Here is an 18966-nt window from a genome sequence, read left to right on the forward strand (position 1 = left end):
ACACTTAATAATTGATTAAAAAGAGGGGTTTGCTATGCCATATAAATCGAAAAGCGATTTACCAGATAACGTCCAGCATGTTCTGCCAGCCCATGCACAGGAAATTTATAAAGAAGCGTTCAACAGCGCCTGGGATCAATACAAGGATAAAGAAGATCGCCGGGGCGATGCCAGCCGGGAAGAGACCGCCCACCGCGTGGCCTGGGCGGCCGTGAAGAACGACTACGAAAAGGGCGACGATGATAAGTGGCACCCGAAGAAATAGCCTGTTTACACTGGGCTGTGTTTAAAAATTTGCACGCTGCGCGTTAGCTTTTAAGGCGGTTGCGCTGGAGTTGTATTGCACCCGGCGAGTTTATTGCATATCGTCACGTTACTGCTTTCTAATTGAGCAGTAAAAGGACCTGGAAGGTTCACAAAAGTGTGCGCAAGGAAGCAGGCAGTGGCGGAGGTGCAATATGTTAACGCGTGATTTTCTTATGAAGGCCGACTGTAAAACGGCCTTCGGTGCGATTGAAGAATCGCTTCTGTGGTCAGCCGAGCAGCGTGCGGCGTCGCTGGCTGCAACCCTTGCCTGTCGCCCGGACAACGGTCCGGTGTGGCTCTTTGGCTATGGCTCGCTGATGTGGAACCCGGCGCTGGAGTTTGTCGAATCGGCAACCGGCACCCTGCCGGGCTGGCACCGCGCGTTCTGTCTGCGCCTGACCGCCGGTCGCGGTAGCGCCTGCCAGCCTGGACGTATGCTTGCACTGAAAGAGGGCGGACGCACCACGGGCGTGGCCTATCGCCTGCCAGATGCAACCCTGGAAGAGGAGTTGTCCCTGCTGTGGAAGCGCGAGATGATCACTGGCTGCTATATGCCGAGCTGGTGCAAGCTGGAACTTGATGACGGACGCACCGTCAATGCGCTGGTATTCATTATGGATCCGCGCCATCCGCTGTTTGAAGCCGACACCCGTGCGCAGGTCATCGCGCCACTGATTGCTGCGGCCAGCGGCCCGCTTGGGACTAACGCCCAGTACCTGTTCTCGCTCGATCAGGAGCTGACGCGACTGGGCATGCGGGATGATTGTCTGAATGAGCTGGTATCGCGTGTGCGGGCCTTGCTGGACGGCGCCCAGCCTGACAGCCCACTGACGCCAGGCTTTGCCTGAAAAAACGCCCGGTAGCTTTACAGCATACCGGGCGATCTCGCCTCAGGCGGCAACGTAGCTAATGGAGTGCTCAAGCGACTGGCTGTGGCTGTCGATGAGCACCTCCCAGATGCCGGTATAAGGTACCGTGAGCCAGGCGCTATCCCGGTTCTGCACGCTTAGAATATCTGCCTGCGTTTTGCGTGGGGCTTTGTTACTCATCAGATGAATATGACAACGCTCTGAGCAACGTACCACCACCGTATCCCCACCAAACAACTTCAGACTTGCTTTTACCAATGCCATTTTTTTTACCCCTGTATGGAAACAACGCTCTCCTTGCGGTTAATCCTGAGCGTGATGTTGTTCACAATTCACTCATGGCATAACACCAAAGGGGAAGGTCAGGGGTGCTGATTTTGATCAAAAAATGGCATAACCCTTAAACAAAAATGACAATATGCCTGAAAGCGTTCAGCGAGCATCGCTTTACACCGCCTTCAGGCATCGGGTTAACATTAAATGCGGAAATGTCCGGCGGTTTCAGCCAGCTCGCCTGCCTGACCCTGCAGGGCGCTGGCCGCGGCGGCCGACTGCACCACCAGTTCGGCGTTCTGCTGCACCATGCTGTCGAGATGCGTTACCGCCCGGTTGATCTCCTGAATACCTTTCATCTGCTCGCTGGTGGCGACGGTGATCTCTCGCATGATGCCCGACATACTGCCGATGCTGGTGACAATCTCATCCATGCTCTGTCCGGCCAGGTGTACAAAGCGCGAACCGGTCGCCACGCTGTCGGTGGTGGAATCAATCAGGCTTTTAATCTCTTTGGCTGCCTGGGCGCTGCGGCTGGCAAGATTACGTACTTCCCCTGCGACAACCGCAAAACCACGACCCTGTTCACCCGCCCGCGCGGCTTCAACTGAGGCATTCAGTGCCAGAATATTGGTCTGGAAGGCGATGCCGTCAATCACGCTGGTGATGTCGCCAATTTTGGTGGACGCGGCTTCGATGGACTGCATGGTGGTGATCGCCTGGGAGACGACGCTGCCACCGCGGGTGGCCGCCTCGGAGGCTTTGCCTGCCTGCGCATTGGCAATGGCGGCCGATTCGGTTGACTGGGCGACAGAGGCGGTGATCTGCTCTACGGCGCTGGCGGTTTCGCGCAGGCTGGAGGCGGCCCGCTCGGTACGGCCAGAGAGATCCTGGTTGCCGGCGGCGATCTCCTGAGCGGCGTTTTTCACCGAGGCGCTGGCATCACGCAGCTGCACCATCACCACCGAGAGCTTGTCACTGAAGGCGTTAAAGGCATGGGCAATCTGCGCTACCTCATCCTCACCTTTCTCCGGCAGACGCTGGGAAAGATCGTTAGTGCCGTTAGCGATGGCATGCATCGCATCGCGAATATCCGACAGGCGTTTCAGCAGGCGGGCAATCACGAAATGAACCACAACGGCACTGAGCAGAACCAGGATCACCAGCGACAGGGAAGAGGCTTTCAGCAGGGTGCGCATCCCGGAGGTCGCATCATCACTGTCAAGGGCGACCACCAGTTGCCACTGGGTCCCGGCTATCGGGGTGGCGGCAAAGGTTTTCGCCGCGTCGTTAAACTGACCTTCGGCGCGCTTTCCGCTTTTCAGGATATTCAGGTCAACGCCGTGGATGACATCGGCAAAGGGTTTCAGGGTCAGGGCAGGATCGTTGGCGGCGATCACTGTGCCGTCGCTGTCGATCAGCAGCCCGCTACTGGCAGGCGTTGGATGAATGCCGCGCACGTTGGCAATCACGCTGTCCATCGCCACGTCTCCCGCCAGGACTGCTTTCAGCTCGCCGTTCTCTTTCACCGGGACCGCAAAGGTGACCACCAGCTTTTTGGTTCCGGTATCAACATAAGGGGCGGTAACAATCGCGCGATCCTCGTTTACCGCCTGCTGATACCACGGACGCACCGTGGGATCGTAGTCGGCGGGCACGCCGTCAGGATTGGAGAACTTCGCGGTTTTGCTGGCATAGCCAACATAGACGTTGATAAACCCGCCCGCCTGCGCCAGCTGTTTAAACATCGGCACCGGATCGTCGCTCAGGGCTACGCTTTGCAGGGAGTTAATAATGGTGGTTTTGCTGCTAACCCAGTCGGCTATCGCCAGACTGTGGCTGGCGCTGGTGCTGGCCAGCATGTCGCGTTGCGACTGTTGATTATCCTGACGCGTGACCTGGAAATTAATCACGGTGTTCAAAATGAGCGCGGCGATAAGACATCCGACCGTCGCCGCAATAATACGAGCGCGAATTGACCTGAACATAATTGTTATACCTGCTGTGTTGTTGTAAGAAGCCTATCGGCATCGGGCAGGCAAACTTGATGCTGGAACCGCGCTCATAAGAAAATAATATTTCAGTTAAATCATTATTAGAAAGTTAATAGTTTATCCGCGGATAACGTCCACTGCGCCAGCTCCACCAGGGTGCCGATTTCCACCCCGTCAATCAGCGGCAGGGCGCTAATGCCGCGGCCGTCGGTGCAGGTCTTGCACAGCTTCACCGGCACGTTTTGCGCGGTGAGGATCTCCAGCATCTGCTGGATGTTGTAGCCCTCGGCAGGCTTCTGGCCGCGCAGCCCGGCGGTGACCGCATCGGACATTAAAAACAGGCGCAGATCCAGCTCGCTCTCCTGCTCGCGTAAAGCAATTGCCAGCCGCAGGCTGTTGAACAGGGACTCACTGCCATAGGCCGCGCCATTGGCGACGATCACGATCTTCTGCATCTTGACTCCTGAAAATTAAAAAGGCATGAAAATTGCTTCTCTCTGTCAAACACTGACCCGGAGAGTAAGCATGACGATTATCACCGGCGCCACCGCATGGTTTCAGCACGCCAGACTGATGCGTAAACAGCAGCTGTGCAAACTGGCCCAGTTAGGCCAGCTTGTTAGCCGGATCAGCCATCTTGCACACATGCTACAGTGCGAGCGCGGGGCTTCCAATATCTGGCTCTGCTCACAGGGCACGCTGTATGCCCTGGAGTGTAAAGCCAGCCGCGCACTGGTGGACGATCATCTTAAGGCGCTGCTCCAGGCCCTCGGTACGCCGTTGATGGCCAGCGGCGCCCTCAGCGAGCGAGTCGCAAATGCCCTGCAAAGCCTGGAGCAACTTCCTGCGCTGCGCGAGGCCATTACCGCCTGTGCGCTGCCCGCCGATGTCGCGATGGAGCGCTACAGCCGCACGCTGCGCAACCTGCTCAGTATCGTGCCGCAACTTAACGACAGCATTGACGATCCGCAAATCGCTGGTAGGTTTGTCGCGCTTTACAGCCTGATGCAGGGCAAAGAGCTGGTCGGGCAGGAGCGGGCGCTGGGGGCGATAGGCTTCACCCAGGGCTATTTCAGCGATGAGATGCGCCAGACCCTGGTGGACCGCATCGACGGACAGCAGGCCTGCTTCGACGTTTTTCTCTCCCTGACGCCCGCCAGCCTGCATGACCACTTCACCCTCAGCGTGCCGGGCGCCGAAACTGAACAGCTGCGACGGCTGGCCTGCACCCGGCAGCCTGCGGCGGATAAGGGCGTGCTGGCGCTGCACTGGTTTTCGCTCCAGACCGAGCGCCTCGAACACCTGCGCACCCTCGAAGAGATGCAGATTGCCGATCTGATGCTGGCGGTGGAGACGCTGATTGGCCGGGCCGACGACGACCTGCCGGAGGAGCCGTCAACGGAAGAGCCGCTGGCCCTCTATCCGCAAAAGCCGCTCCTGCCGCTGGTGCGCCAGCAGGCGCGGGAGATCGAACAGCTCTCCCGCCAACTGGCCTCAATGCGCGACACCCTGGAGGAGCGCAAGGTGATCGATAAAGCCAAAAGCGTGCTGATGACCCATCAGCAGATGAGCGAGGAGCAGGCCTGGTGCCAGCTGCGCAAGATGGCGATGGACAAGAACCAGCGCATGGTGGATATCGCCCGGGCGCTACTCACGGTGAAGGCGCTCTGGCAGCAGTAGATGCACTCCCGATGGGCAACCTTTGCATGATTGAGGTGCGCTGCCTGCGCCCGCCGTTAAAAAATGCCCGACAGGCAAGGAGTTAAAAGCTGGCATCCCCTTTGCATTAGCTCATTAACAATTTGAGACCACGCGCCAACGGCGGTGCGGCGGTCTTCAGGATAAAGGCGTCCTGCAGTGCTTCGGCACTGCCGGGCGCTTTTTTTTGGCTTTTTTTCAGGAGTGAGCATGGTGGAATGGACAAGGCGGCGTTTTTTACAGGCCAGTGCGCTGGCAGGCGGGGCGCTGATGTTACCAGGCGTCATGCAGGCCGCATGGGCCGCAGGCTCCGATAAACCGGAACTCGATACGGTGCGGGTGGGTTTCATCCCGCTCACTGACTGCGCGCCGCTGGCGATCGCGGCATATAAAGGGTTCGATAAAAAATATGGCTTCACCCTGGTGCCCACCAAAGAGGCCAGCTGGGCAGCGGTTCGCGACAAGCTGGTGGCCGGGGAGCTGGATGCCGCGCACATTCTCTATGGCCTGCTGTACGGCCTGGAGCTGGGGATCGCCGGTAAACCTAAGCCCATGGCCAACCTGATGACCCTCAACCAGAACGGGCAGGCGATCACCCTGTCGAGCGATCTGGCGCAGCAGGGCGTACGCGACGGCGAGGGGCTGAAGAGGCTCATCGGCCAACAGGCACCGGGCACGTACACCTTTGCCCATACCTTTCCCACCGGCACCCATGCCATGTGGCTCTACTACTGGCTGGCCAGCGCGGGCATTAACCCCTTTGACGACGTGCGCACCGTGGTGGTGCCGCCGCCGCAGATGGTGATGAACATGCGCATCGGCAATATGGTCGGCTTCTGCGTCGGCGAACCGTGGAACGCCCGCGCCATTAACGATCGCATTGGTTTTACCGCTGCCACCTCCCAGTCCATCTGGCCGGAACACCCGGAAAAAATCCTGGGCACCCGTCGGGAGTGGGTAGAGAGCTATCCCCATACCGCCCGGGCGCTGGTCAGCGCTCTGATGGAGGCGCAGCGCTGGATCGATGCTTCGCCACAGAACAAGCAGGAGACCGCCCAACTGCTGGCCCGCCGCGCCTGGCTCAACACCAAAGAGCAGTACCTCACCGGCCGCATGTTGGGGGAGTACGACAATGGCGTAGGTCAGCGCTGGCAGGATGCCCATCCGATCCGCTTCTTTGAGGATGGGGCGGTCAGCTACCCGTGGCACTCCGACGGGATGTGGTTCTTAACCCAGTTCCGCCGCTGGGGGCTGCTGAAAACCGACCCGGACTACGCCGCCATCGCCCGGCGCATCAATCGCACCGACGTCTGGCAGGACGCCGCCAGCGCGGTGGGAGGCATTCGCGCACCTTCGTCGCCGCTGCGTAGCAGCACCCTGATGGACGGCACCGTCTGGAACGGCACCGATCCTCAGGGGTACGCCAACCGTTTTGCTATTCACCGTACAGGGGCTTGATATGAAAAACGTAAACACCAAAGCGGCACCCGCTGCGCCGGTCAGCGGGGAAGTGATCGCGCTGCCGCCGGTGCAGGTGCGCCGCCGCACTCCCGCTTTTGCCCGCCGGATGAACGACCTGCTGCAACGCCTTATCCCGGCGCTGCTCGGCCTCGGGCTGCTGGTCATCGCCTGGCAACTGGCGGCCATCAACAGCAAAGGCTTCCCGACGCCGCTCAGCACGCTGGATTCGGCCATCACCCTGTTTGCCGATCCGTTCTACCGCGACGGGCCGAACGACATGGGGGTGGGCTGGAACGTACTGGCCTCGCTGCAGCGTGTCGCGATGGGCTTTGGCCTGGCGGCGCTGGTCGGGATCCCGCTGGGCTTTATGATTGGCCGCTTTACCTTTCTGGCGCGCATGTTTAACCCGCTGATTGCCCTGTTGCGCCCGGTCAGCCCGCTGGCCTGGCTGCCGATTGGCCTGCTGCTGTTCCAGAAAGCCGAACCCGCCTCCAGCTGGACCATTTTTATCTGCTCAATCTGGCCGATGGTCATTAACACCGCCGAAGGGGTACGCCGTATTCCCGAGGATTACCTCAACGTGGCGCGGGTGTTACAGCTCTCTGAGTGGACGGTGATGCGCCGCATTCTGTTTCCTGCCGTGCTGCCCGCGGTATTGACCGGGGTGCGCCTCTCTATCGGCATCGCCTGGCTGGTGATTGTCGCCGCCGAGATGCTTACCGGGGGGCTGGGGATCGGCTTCTGGATCTGGAATGAGTGGAACAACCTCAACGTCGAAAACATTCTCATCGCCATCGTCATTATCGGCGTGGTGGGTTTACTGCTGGAGCAGGGGCTGATGCTCATCGCCCGTCGTTTCAGCTGGCAGGAAAAATAAGGAGCGCACATGAAACCATTAATTCAGGTCCAGGCCGTCAGCCAGCGTTTTTCCACGGCCAGCGGCGAGTTTCTGGCACTGCAGAACGTCTCTTTTGATATCCACGAGGGGGAGACCGTCAGTTTGATCGGCCATTCCGGCTGCGGCAAATCGACGCTGCTGAACCTCATCGCCGGTATCACCCTGCCCAGCGAAGGCGGGCTGATCTGCGATAACCGCGAGATCGCAGGCCCGGGGCCGGAGCGGGCGGTGGTGTTCCAGAACCACTCCCTGCTGCCGTGGCTGACCTGCTTCGACAACGTGGCGCTGGCGGTGGATCAGGTGTTCCGCCGCAGCATGAGCAAGGCCGAGCGTCGGGAGTGGATTGAACACAACCTCGATCGGGTGCAGATGGGGCATGCCATCCACAAGCGTCCGGGAGAGATCTCCGGCGGCATGAAGCAGCGGGTCGGCATTGCCCGCGCCCTGGCGATGAAGCCGAAAGTATTGCTGATGGATGAGCCGTTCGGTGCCCTCGACGCCCTGACCCGCGCCCATCTGCAGGATTCGGTGATGAAAATTCAGCAGGAACTAAACACCACCATCGTGCTGATTACCCACGACGTTGACGAGGCGGTGCTGCTCTCGGATCGGGTGCTGATGATGACCAACGGCCCGGCGGCAACGGTAGGGGAGATATTGCGCGTCGACCTGCCGCGCCCGCGTAACCGGGTGCAGCTGGCGGAGGAGAGCCGCTATCACCATATGCGCCAGCAGATCCTTCATTTCCTCTACGAAAAACAGCCGAAAGCGGCCTGAGGAGCACCACCATGCGCCTGGTCATCATTGGAAACGGGTTGGCGGCAACGCGACTGATTGAGTCGCTGACTGACCGCGCGCCCGGTCGCTACGCGATCACCGTCATCGGTGACGAACAGATGCCAGCCTACAACCGTATACAGCTGTCGCCAGTGCTGGGAGGCGAGAAAGAGGCTGCCGCCATCCGGCTGCACGATGAGGCCTGGTATCAGCAGCGCGGCGTTACGGTGCTGAGCGGGGAGCGGGTCCTGGCGGTGGAGTGCGCGGCGCGGATGCTGCGCACCGATAAACGACTGATGGGGTGGGATGAGCTGGTGTTCGCCACCGGGTCGCAGCCTTTTGTACCGCCGATATCTGGCAGTGGTCTGTCGCACGTCTTTACCTTCCGCACCCTCGACGACGTGAACGCCATTCTGACGACACCCGGCCCGGCGGTGGTGCTGGGGGGCGGGGTGCTCGGGGTGGAAGCGGCCGCGGCGTTACAACGTCACGGTGACAACGTCACTCTGGTTCATCGCGGTCTGTGGCTGATGGAGCAGCAGCTGGATCAGCAGGCCGGGCTGCTGCTGGAGCAGGCGCTTGCAGATCGGGGCATCGGCTGTGAATTGAATAGCGGCCTGACGGCGATTGCTGCCGACAGCGTCACCCTCAGTGACGGGCGCACCTTAGCGGCCACGCGGGTGGTGCTGGCGACCGGCGTGACCCCCAACATTGCCCTGGCCCAGGCCAGCGGGGTGCCGTGCGGGCGCGGGATCCGGGTGGATGACCAGATGCGCAGCGCGCTAAGCGGCATCAGCGCCATCGGCGAGTGCTGCGAAATAGACGGGCAAACCTGGGGGCTGGTGGCTCCGTGTCTCGCCCAGGCCGGGATCCTCGCCGCGCGTCTGGCCGGAGAGAGTGTGACGCCCTTTACCCCGATGCAAACCGGCATGCGCCTGAAAGTGACCGGGGTTGAGCTGTTCAGTGTGGGAGAAATCACTGCCCGGGAAAATGATGCGGTGTGGACCAGCTGGGATCCGCTGACCCACCACTACCGCCGCTTACTGGTTCGCAACGGCACGCTGGCAGGCGTGCTGCTGATGGGGGAGTGTCGCAGTGCGGCCACCCTTACCGATTTACTGGCTACGTCAGAACCCGCTCAGGCGGACTGGCTGTTCGATCGATTCACTACGCAGCCGCAGGTTGCAGGACAAAACGCGATGACAAAACCTACTCTGATTGTGGTTGGGCACGGTATGGTCGGCCACCATTTTCTTGAAGACTGCGTGAACCGCGGTTTGCATCAGCAATACCAGATTGTGGTCTTCGGTGAAGAGCGCTACGCCGCCTATGACCGCGTTCATCTGTCGGAATACTTCGCCGGACGCAGCGCCGACTCACTGTCGATGGTGGCCGGCGACTTCTTTGCCGACAACGGTATTGAGCTGCGCCTGTCGCAGCAAATTATCGCCATCGATCGCGACGCCCGGGTGGTACGCACCGCTGGCGGACATGAAACCCACTGGGACAAACTGGTGCTGGCCACCGGCTCTTATCCGTTTGTGCCGCCGGTGCCGGGGCGCGAGCTGCCGGGCTGCTTTGTCTACCGCACCCTTGACGATCTGGATAACATCGCTGCGCACGCCAAAGGCTCACGTACCGGGGTGGTGATCGGCGGCGGGCTGCTGGGGCTGGAGGCGGCCAACGCCCTGAAACAGCTTGGGCTGGAGACCCACGTGGTGGAGTTCGCCCCGAACCTGATGGCGGTGCAGCTCGATAACGACGGCGCTGCCATGCTGCGGCGCAAAATCGAAGCCCTCGGCGTGGGGGTGCATATCAGCAAAGCCACCACGGAGATCGTTGATACCGGGGCGGGCAAGGTGCTGCGTTTTGCCGATGGCAGCGAGCTGGCCACCGACATGGTGGTCTTTTCTGCCGGGATCCGCCCGCAGGACGCGCTGGCCCGGGGCTGCGGTCTGGTGCTGGGCGAGCGCGGCGGGATCGCCATCGACAACCACTGTCGCACCTCCGATGAGGATATTTTCGCCATCGGCGAGTGCGCCCTGTGGGAAGGGAAAATCTACGGTCTGGTGGCGCCAGGCTATCAAATGGCCCGGGTAGCCTCGGCCACCCTGGCCGGAGAGGCGAATGCCTTCACCGGGGCAGACATGAGCACCAAACTCAAGCTGCTGGGGGTGGACGTGGCCTCGTTCGGCGATGCCCACGCCCGCACGCCGGGGGCGCTAAGCTACCAGTGGACCCACGGCCCGCAGCAGATCTACAAAAAGATCGTGGTCAGCGCCGACAGCAAAACCCTGCTCGGCGGGGTGCTGGTGGGGGATGCCAGTGAATACGCGACCCTGGTGCAGATGATGCTTAACGATATCCCCCTGCCGAAGGATCCCGAGACCCTGATCCTGCCTGCGGTGGCAGGCAGTGCGCCGAAAGCGCTGGGGGTCGCGGCCCTGCCGGAGAGCGCGCAGATCTGCTCCTGCCATAACGTCAGCAAAGGCGATATCTGCCAGGCGGTGAGCAATGGCGCGACCGACATCGGGGCGGTAAAACATTGCACCAAAGCGGCCACCGGCTGCGGCGGATGCAGCGCGCTGGTGAAACAGGTGATGGAATTCCAGCTGGCAGCCCAGGGCGTAGAGGTGAAAAAGGACATCTGCGAGCACTTCGCGTACTCGCGTCAGGAGATTTACCACCTGGTGCGCGTCAACCGCATCCATACTTTTGAACAGCTCATCAGCCGCTACGGGCAGGGCCACGGGTGCGAAATCTGTAAGCCGCTGGTGGGATCGGTACTGGCCTCCTGCTGGAATGAATACCTGCTGAAACCGGCCCACCTGCCGCTTCAGGACACCAATGACCGCTATTTTGCCAACATCCAGAAAGACGGTACTTACTCCATCGTGCCGCGCATGGCCGCCGGGGAAGTGACTGCCGACGGGCTGATCGCCATCGGCCAGATCGCCAAACGCTATCAGCTCTACAGCAAAATCACCGGCGGGCAGCGTATCGACCTGTTTGGTGCCCGGCTGGAGCAACTCCCGGAGATCTGGCAGCAACTGATCGATGCCGGGTTTGAAACCGGGCATGCCTATGGCAAATCCTTACGCACGGTGAAATCCTGCGTCGGTTCCACCTGGTGCCGCTACGGCGTGCAGGACTCCACCGGGCTGGCGGTGATCCTCGAGAATCGCTACAAGGGGCTGCGCGCGCCGCACAAAATCAAGATGGCAGTGTCGGGCTGTACCCGCGAGTGTGCCGAAGCCCAGAGCAAGGACGTGGGGGTGATCGCCACGGATAAGGGCTGGAACCTGTACCTGTGCGGCAACGGCGGCATGAAGCCGCGCCACGCGGATCTGTTTGCCAGCGATCTCGATGACGCCACGCTCCTGCGCTATGTCGATCGCTTCCTGATGTTTTACATCCGCACCGCCGATCGCCTGCAGCGCACCAGCACCTGGCGGGATAACCTCGAAGGCGGGCTGGAGTACCTCCGCGAAGTGATCATCGACGACAGCCTCGGCATTGCCGACGAGCTGGAGCAGGAGATGCAGCGCGTGGTGGATACATATCAGTGCGAATGGCAGACCACCTTGCAGGATCCTGGTCGTCTGGCGCAGTTCCGCACCCTCGATGCCGCCCCGGTGGCAACAAAACGCTGGCAGGCGGTCTGCACCCTCGATGAGATCCCCCAAGAGGCCGGAATTGGCGCCCGTCTGGGTGGGGAGCACATCGCGCTGTTCCGCTTTGGTAAGGCGGTTTATGCGCTGGAAGATCGGGAGCCGGGCGGCAGCGTCAGCGTACTCTCCCGCGGCATTCTCGGCGATGCTGGCGGTGAGCCGGTAGTGATCTCCCCGCTGTACAAAACACGCATCCGCCTGCGCGACGGACGGCAGGTCGATACAGGCGAAGTGGCGGTACGCGCCTGGCCGGTGAAAATTGACGGTGATCGGGTGCTGGTAGGAAGCGAAGAGCTGGTGATGCGTGCGGAGGCCTCATGAGTGAAACCCGGACTACCTGCCCTTACTGCGGCGTAGGCTGCGGGGTGATCGCCCGCGTCGAAAACGGCGAGGTAAGCGTGCGCGGCGACGACCGCCACCCGGCCAACTTCGGAAGACTGTGCGTCAAAGGCTCGGCGTTAGGGGAGACAACGGGCTTAGCGGGCCGACTGCTGCACCCGGAGGTGGACGACCAGCCGGTGAGCTGGGAACAGGCTCTGGATACCGCCAGCACCCGCCTGCGGGCGATCATCGACACCTACGGCCCCCAGGCGGTGGCGTTCTATGCCTCCGGCCAGCTGCTGACCGAGGATTACTACGCCGCCAACAAGCTGATGAAAGGCTTTATCGGCGCGGCGAACATCGACACCAACTCCCGGCTCTGCATGTCCTCGGCGGTGGTGGGCTACAAGCGCGCCTTCGGGGAGGATATTGTCCCGTGCAGCTACGAGGATCTTGAGCAGACCGACCTGGTGGTATTGGTCGGCTCTAACGCCGCCTGGACCCACCCGGTGCTTTATCAGCGGCTGGTGCAGGCGCGGGCGGCTAATCCGGCGATGAAGGTGGTGGTGATCGACCCGCGGCGCACCGCGACCTGCGAGATTGCAGACCTGCATCTGGCCCTGGCGCCGGGCAGCGATGCCGGGCTGTTTGTCGGCCTGCTGAACGCTATCGAGCCAGGGCAGGGTAGCGACTGGTCGATTGAGCGGGTCGCGGCGTTTTGCGGGCTGCCGTCTGACGACGTCGCCACGTTTTACGCCTGGTTTATCGCTGCCCCGCGGGCGGTAACGCTCTATACCATGGGGATCAACCAGTCCACCAGCGGCAGTGACAAGTGCAATGCGATTATTAATGTCCATCTGGCGAGCGGCAAAATCGGCCGCCCCGGCTGCGGACCCTTTTCGCTGACCGGTCAGCCCAATGCGATGGGCGGGCGCGAGGTGGGTGGGCTGGCCAATCAACTGGCGGCGCACATGCACTTTACCCCGGACGATCTGAGCCGGGTGGCGCGTTTCTGGGGAACTGAACGGCTGGCACAAACGCCCGGATTGATGGCGGTGGAACTGTTCGAGGCCATTGCCCGCGGAGAGGTGAAAGCGGTATGGATCATGGGCACAAACCCGGCGGTGTCGCTCCCGGACAGCCATGCGGTCTGTCAGGCGCTGGCGGCCTGCCCGCTGGTGATGGTCTCGGAAGTGATGCGCGACACCGACACCAGCCGCTTCGCCCACATCCGCTTTCCGGCGCTCGGCTGGGGAGAGAAGGAGGGGACGGTAACCAACTCCGAACGCCGTATTTCCCGCCAGCGGGCCTTTTTACCTGCCCCCGGCGAGGCAAAACCCGACTGGTGGATCATCGCCCGCATTGCAGAGCGGCTGGGCCACGGCGCGGCCTTTGCCTGGGATCATCCCCACGCCATCTTTAGCGAGCACGCCGCGCTGACGGCCTTTGAGAACCACGGCGATCGGCAGCTGAACCTGGCGGCCCTGGCGCAGCTCACCCGCGCAGAGTGGGATGCCCTGGCGCCCTGGCAGTGGCCGATTAATCGCGAGGCGTTAAGCCACGCCCGCCGGGTGCAGGTCACCCCGCAGCCGCACGGCGCGACGCCAAATCTGCTTTATCCCCTGATGCTCAACAGCGGGCGTCTCCGCGACCAGTGGCACACCATGACCCGCACCGGCTATGTGCCGCGCCTGATGCAGCACCTCGCGGAGCCGACGGTAGATATCTCCCCACAGGACGCCGCACGGCTGGGGGTGCAGGAGGGGCAGTTGACGCGCATCAGCGCCCCGCGCGGCTTGATGGTGGCTCGCGCGAAGATCAATCCCGGCCAGCGGGACGGGGAGCTGTTTGTTCCGATGCACTGGAACAGCTGTTTCTCCCGTCAGGGCAAGGTGAATGCGCTGGTGGAGGGGCGCTGCGATCCGCATTCCGGCCAGCCGGAGAGCAAGCAAACCGCAGTGCGGCTTATGCCGTGGCAACCTGCCTGGCAGGGGGAGCTTTACAGCCGGGAAGAACTGACGCTGCCGACCTTGGTCCACTGGTGGCGGAAGGCGACGGCCGGGGTATCACGCATGACTCTGGCGGCAGATAAGCCGCTGCTGGAATGGCTGATGGCGCACTGCACCGGGCAGGGCTGGCAGCTGCAAATCGCACAAACCGGCGAGCGAAGCAGCGTGCTGGCCTGGCATGACGGGGCACTGATGTTAGGATTCTGGCAAGGAACTGGATTGCCGGTGCTGGCGCATACCTTTATCGAAGAGGCTTTTCGTACCGCGCCGGTGCAGCTGGCTGAACGTCACGCCCTGCTGAACGGGCAACAGGCCGGTGAGCACGTCGAGCCTGGACGCATTATCTGTAGCTGTTTCAGCGTGGGAGAAAACGCTATCCGCGAAGCGATGGCGGGAGGATGCGACTCGGCGCCGGCGCTGGGGGCGAAACTTCGCTGCGGCACCAACTGCGGCTCCTGCGTGCCGGAGCTGAAAGCGATGCTTTCTGTACGGGTGTAACTGCCTGATGGCGCTACGCCTATCTGGCCAGCAGGGCGCACAGGCCGGGTAGGTGTAGCGCCATTCGACACTTATCGCCTGAACCCTTTCAGGTTATTCCTGAAATTTCCCTTATGGCTGAAAATTTTCCCCAATCGCGCTAAGGTGTTTACTCTATTTTTTATTAACACAGGTGCCCTTTCCCGACGGTGATGGTTGTTTCCCCCCGCATTCGTTCGCTGTGCCTTCTCCTCTGTTATGTCGGAGCCGTTCAGGCTGCCCCGAATTCCTTTATTCATCAGGCGCAAAACCCCTTTGATAATAACGGCGACAGCCTGCCGGATCTGGGTATGGCGACCCCCACCGGGGAAGCGGAAAAGCATCTGGCGGAAATGGCGAAAGCCTTCGGTGAGGCCAGCATGACCGACAATGGCCTCACCACCGAAGAGCAGGCCCGGCAGTTTGCCCTGGGGAAGGTGCGGGATGCGGTCAGTCAGGAGGTCAACCAGCACATTGAGTCGTGGCTATCACCCTGGGGAAACGCCAGTGTGGATCTGCTGGTCAACGACGAAGGGCGTTTCACCGGCAGTAAGGGCAGCTGGTTCATCCCCTGGCAGGATAACAACCACTATCTGACCTGGAGCCAGCTGGGTCTTACCCAGCAGGAAGACGGCCTGGTGAGCAACGCGGGCATCGGCCAGCGCTGGGTGGCGGGCAAATGGCTGCTGGGTTACAACACCTTTTACGACAACCTGCTGGATGAGAACCTGCAACGCGCCGGGCTGGGTGCCGAAGCCTGGGGCGAATACCTGCGGTTGTCGGCCAACTACTATCAGCCCTTCGCCAGCTGGCGTGACAGCTCGGCGGTAGAGGAGCAGCGCATGGCGCGCGGCTACGACATTACCGCCAAAGCCTGGCTGCCGTTCTATCATCACCTCAATACCAGCGTCAGCTTTGAACAATACTACGGCGACAATGTCGATCTGTTTCATACCGGCACCGGCTATCGCAATCCGCTGGCGGTTAATCTGGGGCTGGATTATACCCCGGTGCCGCTGGTGACCCTGTCCGCCGCACACAAGCAGGGGGAGAGCGGAGTGAGTCAGAACAATCTCGGCCTGAAGCTCAACTATCGCTTTGGCGTGCCGCTGAAAAAACAACTCTCTGCCAGCGAAGTGATCGACAGCCGCTCGCTGCGGGGCAGCCGCTACGATCCGCCGGAACGCGAGAATCTGCCGGTGCTGGAGTTCCGGCAGCGTAAAACCTTGTCGGTGTGGCTGGCGACGCCACCGTGGGATCTGAAGCCGGGTGAAACGGTGGTGCTGAAACTGGATATTCGCAGCCGTCATGGGGTGCGTACCCTGAACTGGCAGGGGGACACGCAGGCGCTGAGCCTGACCTCACCGGCGAAGGCTAATGACAGCGAGGGCTGGAGCATTATTCTGCCAGCGTGGGATAACCGCGAGGGGGCGACTAATCGCTGGCGGTTGTCAGTGGTGGTGGAAGATAAAGCCGGGCAGCGTGTCTCTTCCAATGAGATCACGCTGGCTCTGACGCAGCCGCTACTGGCCCTGCCAGAAGCGGATCCGCGTTGGGCGCTGCTGCCGGATGAGTAAACTCAGAAAATGCGTTCCTGATGCACCCACACCGCAGCTTCGACCCGTGATTTAAGCTTCATCTTTTTCAGCATATGCTTCACATGCACCTTGACCGTGCTTTCGGTGATATCAAGACGGCGGGCGATCATCTTGTTCGGCAGGCCCTGGGCAATCAGCTTAAGGATATCGCGCTCGCGCGGGGTGAGCTGGCTCACGTCGCGGTCGGAGGTGGCGCGGTTAGCGCGCAGGCTGGCCGCCAGCACCGGGGTCAGGGCTTCGCTCAGCACCATGTCACCCGCCGCCGCCTGTTGCAGGGATTTCAGCAGATCTTCCGGCTCCATGTCTTTCAATAGGTAACCATCGGCGCCGCGTTTCAGGGCAGTGACCACGTCCTCTTCATGATTGGAGACGCTGAACACCACCACGCGCCCGGAGAGCGATTTCTCGCGCAGCTTATCGAGCGTTTCCAGGCCGTTCATACCGGGCATATTCAGGTCGAGCAGGATCAAATCAGGATCGAGCGCTTCGGCCAGTTCAATGCCCTGTTCGCCGTTACTGGCTTCGCCCACGACGGTGATATCCGAGGCCATGCTGATAAGTTGTTTTACGCCGGTGCGCAGCATCGGATGGTCGTCGATTAGCAGGATTGTGGCTGGCTCCTGATTAGACATGGTGTTCTCCTTGGGCAGTGAAAAGAGGCTTTTCGGGAATAAAGGTGACAATGACGTCCGTTCCGCCAGACTCGCCGGGACGGACCTGGCAATCTCCGCGCAGACTCTGCGCGCGGTCACGCATAATAATCAGACCGTAGTGGTTACTTCGTTCGGCGTTGGCCGGTAACCCGCGGCCGTTGTCACGTACCACCAGTTTGACCTGGTTGTCGTGTTGACTGACGGTGAGCGAAACCGCCGTCGCCCCGGCGTGTTTTAGCGCGTTGCTTAACGCTTCCCGGGCGATCTGCAGCAGATGAATGGCCTGGTGAGAAGGCACAAAACGGGGCGGCAACTGGTAGTCCAGCGACACGGTAAAGCCGAGTCGGGCGCTGAACTCCTGACAGCTGGCCTCCAGCGCCGGACGAAGGCCGGGTTCTGTCAGCTGCAGGCGGAAGGTGGTCAGCAGTTCACGCAGTTGCACCCAGGAGGTGTTCAGCTCGTTGCGGATCTGGCTCAGCAGCTGTTTGCTACTCTCGGGCAGGTCGGTATCCTGCATCTGCAGGCAGCTGACCTGCATCTTCATGCAGGAGAGCGACTGAGCGATGGAGTCATGCAGCTCGCGGGCGATGGTGGCGCGCTCTTCCATGACAATCAGCTGCTGCTGTTTTTCCTGGTGGCGGTCGAGCGCCAGCGTGGCGGTCAGTTGCTCTACCAGGGTATCCACCAGTTGCTGCTGATCGTGGCTAAGATGGCGTCCGGCGGGGAGGGTCGCCAGTAAAATACCGTACTGCGTCAGGTTATCGGCCAGGCGCCATTTCAGGGTTGTTCCGCTGGTGGTCAGCGGCGGCAGGCCGCGCGGGCAGAGACGGCAGCCAATCTCATCGCAACTGGCGTCGGACTGACAGGTAAACTCCTGGTGATTTTTTTCATCTTCACTGTCATACACCCGGAGCTCAATATCGTGCAGTTGGGTCAGATTCTGTAGCCCATTTAGCACCGGCGAGAGGCGCTCGCACAGCGGCACCTGGGAGTGCAGGCGGCGGTTGGCCTGCCAGAGGAAAGAGAGGATCTCGTTTTTCTGCTCCAGCCCCGCGGTTTTTTCCCGCACCCGCTGCTCCAGCACGGCATAGCTTTCGGCCAGCTCGCCAGACATGGTGTTCAGTGCGTCGCCGAGCATGGCCATCTCATTGCGCCCGTTGATGTGGGTGCGTTGGGTAAAATCGCGCTGGGTAACGGCGCGGGCCACCGCCAGCAACTGCCGCCAGGGGTGCAGCAGCCTGGCACGTAGCCAGAGGATGGTAAACACCAGCAGCAGCGCCATAAACAGCACCATCAGCCGTTGCATCAGCACCACCCGTTCAATGCGTTGTTCGGTATTGCTGTCGAAGGCGGAGACCAGGTTATCGATGCGACTGACAAAAGCCGCGACGTCACTGGCGACCGCGTCAGGCTGTTGCGCCTGCTGAAGCCCCGGTGCCAGCTGATTTTGCCAGTAATCCTGGAGGGCTTTCAGCTGCGCCTGTTGATTATCGCGTTGTGCTGCGCTTTCCAGTGCCGGGCTGAACGCCGTTGCGTTCATCTCTGTAAGAAGGCCCTGATCTTTGGCTTTCAGCGGGATCGCCGCCAGCAGACGATAGCTCTGCATGCGCAGCGAACCGGCTTTGTTGATAGCGTGCGCGCTGCCCTGAACGCCCTGGACCAGCCAGCCGGAAATTGCCATCCCCGTCACCCCAATTGCGGTGGACAGCATGACAATCAATACCAGTTGGTTAACCAGCGTTAGCGGTGAAAAGCAGCGTTTAAACATAGGGCAGTCTGGCTCCTGACAATGCCTGAATCCGGCAAGCGGCCTATTCTCAGGCATCCCCTGGAGTATACCCATACCCCAAAAGGATTACCCACTAATTGCCATTTGTCGGACGAATGGAAGGAGGGGGGTAGTCAGGAGTAGCAGCGCCGTG

14 protein-coding genes are annotated in these 18966 nt (G+C 61.1%); 9 read left to right on the forward strand and 5 right to left on the reverse strand.

All coding sequences use genetic code 11. From position 1 onward, the window contains the following. The first annotated feature begins 34 nt into the window (after positions 1 to 34). Both chaB and ACF8PE_RS13375 read left to right on the forward strand, forming a co-directional pair. Positions 35 to 265: a putative cation transport regulator ChaB gene (gene chaB / locus ACF8PE_RS13370; protein WP_032611335.1), complete on the forward strand. Its 231-nt coding sequence runs from the start codon at positions 35 to 37 to the stop codon at positions 263 to 265. 193 nt (positions 266 to 458) lie between these two features. Beyond that, on the forward strand, positions 459 to 1154 hold the full coding sequence (locus tag ACF8PE_RS13375; protein ID WP_032611333.1) for a gamma-glutamylcyclotransferase: 696 nt from the start codon (positions 459 to 461) through the stop codon (positions 1152 to 1154). 42 nt (positions 1155 to 1196) lie between these two features. Here the strand turns inward: ACF8PE_RS13375 and ACF8PE_RS13380 are convergent, their stop codons facing one another. The 3 genes from ACF8PE_RS13380 to ychN all read right to left on the reverse strand — a co-directional run bounded on the left by ACF8PE_RS13380 (position 1197) and on the right by ychN (position 3897). Beyond that, positions 1197 to 1439 carry a DUF1883 domain-containing protein gene (locus ACF8PE_RS13380; protein WP_032611330.1) on the reverse strand — a complete coding sequence of 81 codons (243 nt, stop codon included), beginning with the start codon at positions 1437 to 1439 and terminating at the stop codon, positions 1197 to 1199. 212 nt (positions 1440 to 1651) lie between these two features. Next, complete coding sequence (locus tag ACF8PE_RS13385; RefSeq protein WP_336654039.1) at positions 1652 to 3436, reverse strand: methyl-accepting chemotaxis protein; 1785 nt, start codon at positions 3434 to 3436, stop codon at positions 1652 to 1654. Positions 3437 to 3543: 107 nt separating this feature from the next. Continuing rightward, positions 3544 to 3897 carry a DsrE/F sulfur relay family protein YchN gene (gene ychN / locus ACF8PE_RS13390; protein WP_032611323.1) on the reverse strand — a complete coding sequence of 118 codons (354 nt, stop codon included), beginning with the start codon at positions 3895 to 3897 and terminating at the stop codon, positions 3544 to 3546. Positions 3898 to 3967: 70 nt separating this feature from the next. On the opposite strand from ychN, the gene nasR reads away from it, so the two are divergent. The 7 genes from nasR to ACF8PE_RS13425 all read left to right on the forward strand — a co-directional run bounded on the left by nasR (position 3968) and on the right by ACF8PE_RS13425 (position 16370). Next, the gene (gene nasR, locus ACF8PE_RS13395; protein WP_059307693.1) at positions 3968 to 5122 is read left to right on the forward strand and encodes a nitrate regulatory protein NasR; all 1155 of its coding nucleotides are present in this window, start codon (positions 3968 to 3970) and stop codon (positions 5120 to 5122) included. 228 nt (positions 5123 to 5350) lie between these two features. Beyond that, on the forward strand, positions 5351 to 6598 hold the full coding sequence (locus ACF8PE_RS13400; protein WP_032611314.1) for a CmpA/NrtA family ABC transporter substrate-binding protein: 1248 nt from the start codon (positions 5351 to 5353) through the stop codon (positions 6596 to 6598). A gap of 1 nt (position 6599) precedes the next feature. Further along, complete coding sequence (ntrB, locus tag ACF8PE_RS13405) at positions 6600 to 7478, forward strand: nitrate ABC transporter permease (RefSeq protein WP_032611312.1); 879 nt, start codon at positions 6600 to 6602, stop codon at positions 7476 to 7478. Between the two features lie 9 nt (positions 7479 to 7487). Further along, positions 7488 to 8276 carry an ABC transporter ATP-binding protein gene (locus tag ACF8PE_RS13410; RefSeq protein WP_032611310.1) on the forward strand — a complete coding sequence of 263 codons (789 nt, stop codon included), beginning with the start codon at positions 7488 to 7490 and terminating at the stop codon, positions 8274 to 8276. An 11-nt stretch (positions 8277 to 8287) separates the two neighbouring features. Next, positions 8288 to 12268 carry a nitrite reductase large subunit NirB gene (gene nirB / locus ACF8PE_RS13415; RefSeq protein ID WP_392494977.1) on the forward strand — a complete coding sequence of 1327 codons (3981 nt, stop codon included), beginning with the start codon at positions 8288 to 8290 and terminating at the stop codon, positions 12266 to 12268. Further along, complete coding sequence (locus ACF8PE_RS13420) at positions 12265 to 14775, forward strand: nitrate reductase (protein ID WP_059307694.1); 2511 nt, start codon at positions 12265 to 12267, stop codon at positions 14773 to 14775. Before nirB ends, ACF8PE_RS13420 begins: the two co-directional genes overlap by 4 nt. A 191-nt stretch (positions 14776 to 14966) precedes the next feature. Then, positions 14967 to 16370 (forward strand): YchO/YchP family invasin, encoded by a 1404-nt coding sequence (locus ACF8PE_RS13425; protein WP_191152551.1) that lies wholly within the window; start codon positions 14967 to 14969, stop codon positions 16368 to 16370. A gap of 2 nt (positions 16371 to 16372) precedes the next feature. Here the strand turns inward: ACF8PE_RS13425 and narL are convergent, their stop codons facing one another. Both narL and narX read right to left on the reverse strand, forming a co-directional pair. Then, positions 16373 to 17023, reverse strand: a complete 651-nt coding sequence (narL, locus tag ACF8PE_RS13430) for a two-component system response regulator NarL (protein WP_032611305.1) — start codon at positions 17021 to 17023, stop codon at positions 16373 to 16375. Further along, positions 17016 to 18812 (reverse strand): nitrate/nitrite two-component system sensor histidine kinase NarX, encoded by a 1797-nt coding sequence (gene narX, locus ACF8PE_RS13435; protein WP_392494978.1) that lies wholly within the window; start codon positions 18810 to 18812, stop codon positions 17016 to 17018. Before narX ends, narL begins: the two co-directional genes overlap by 8 nt. Positions 18813 to 18966 lie beyond the last annotated feature (154 nt).

This window comes from Leclercia sp. GLN_9 (assembly GCF_043105735.1).
GTDB classification, from domain to species: domain Bacteria; phylum Pseudomonadota; class Gammaproteobacteria; order Enterobacterales; family Enterobacteriaceae; genus Enterobacter; species Enterobacter adecarboxylatus.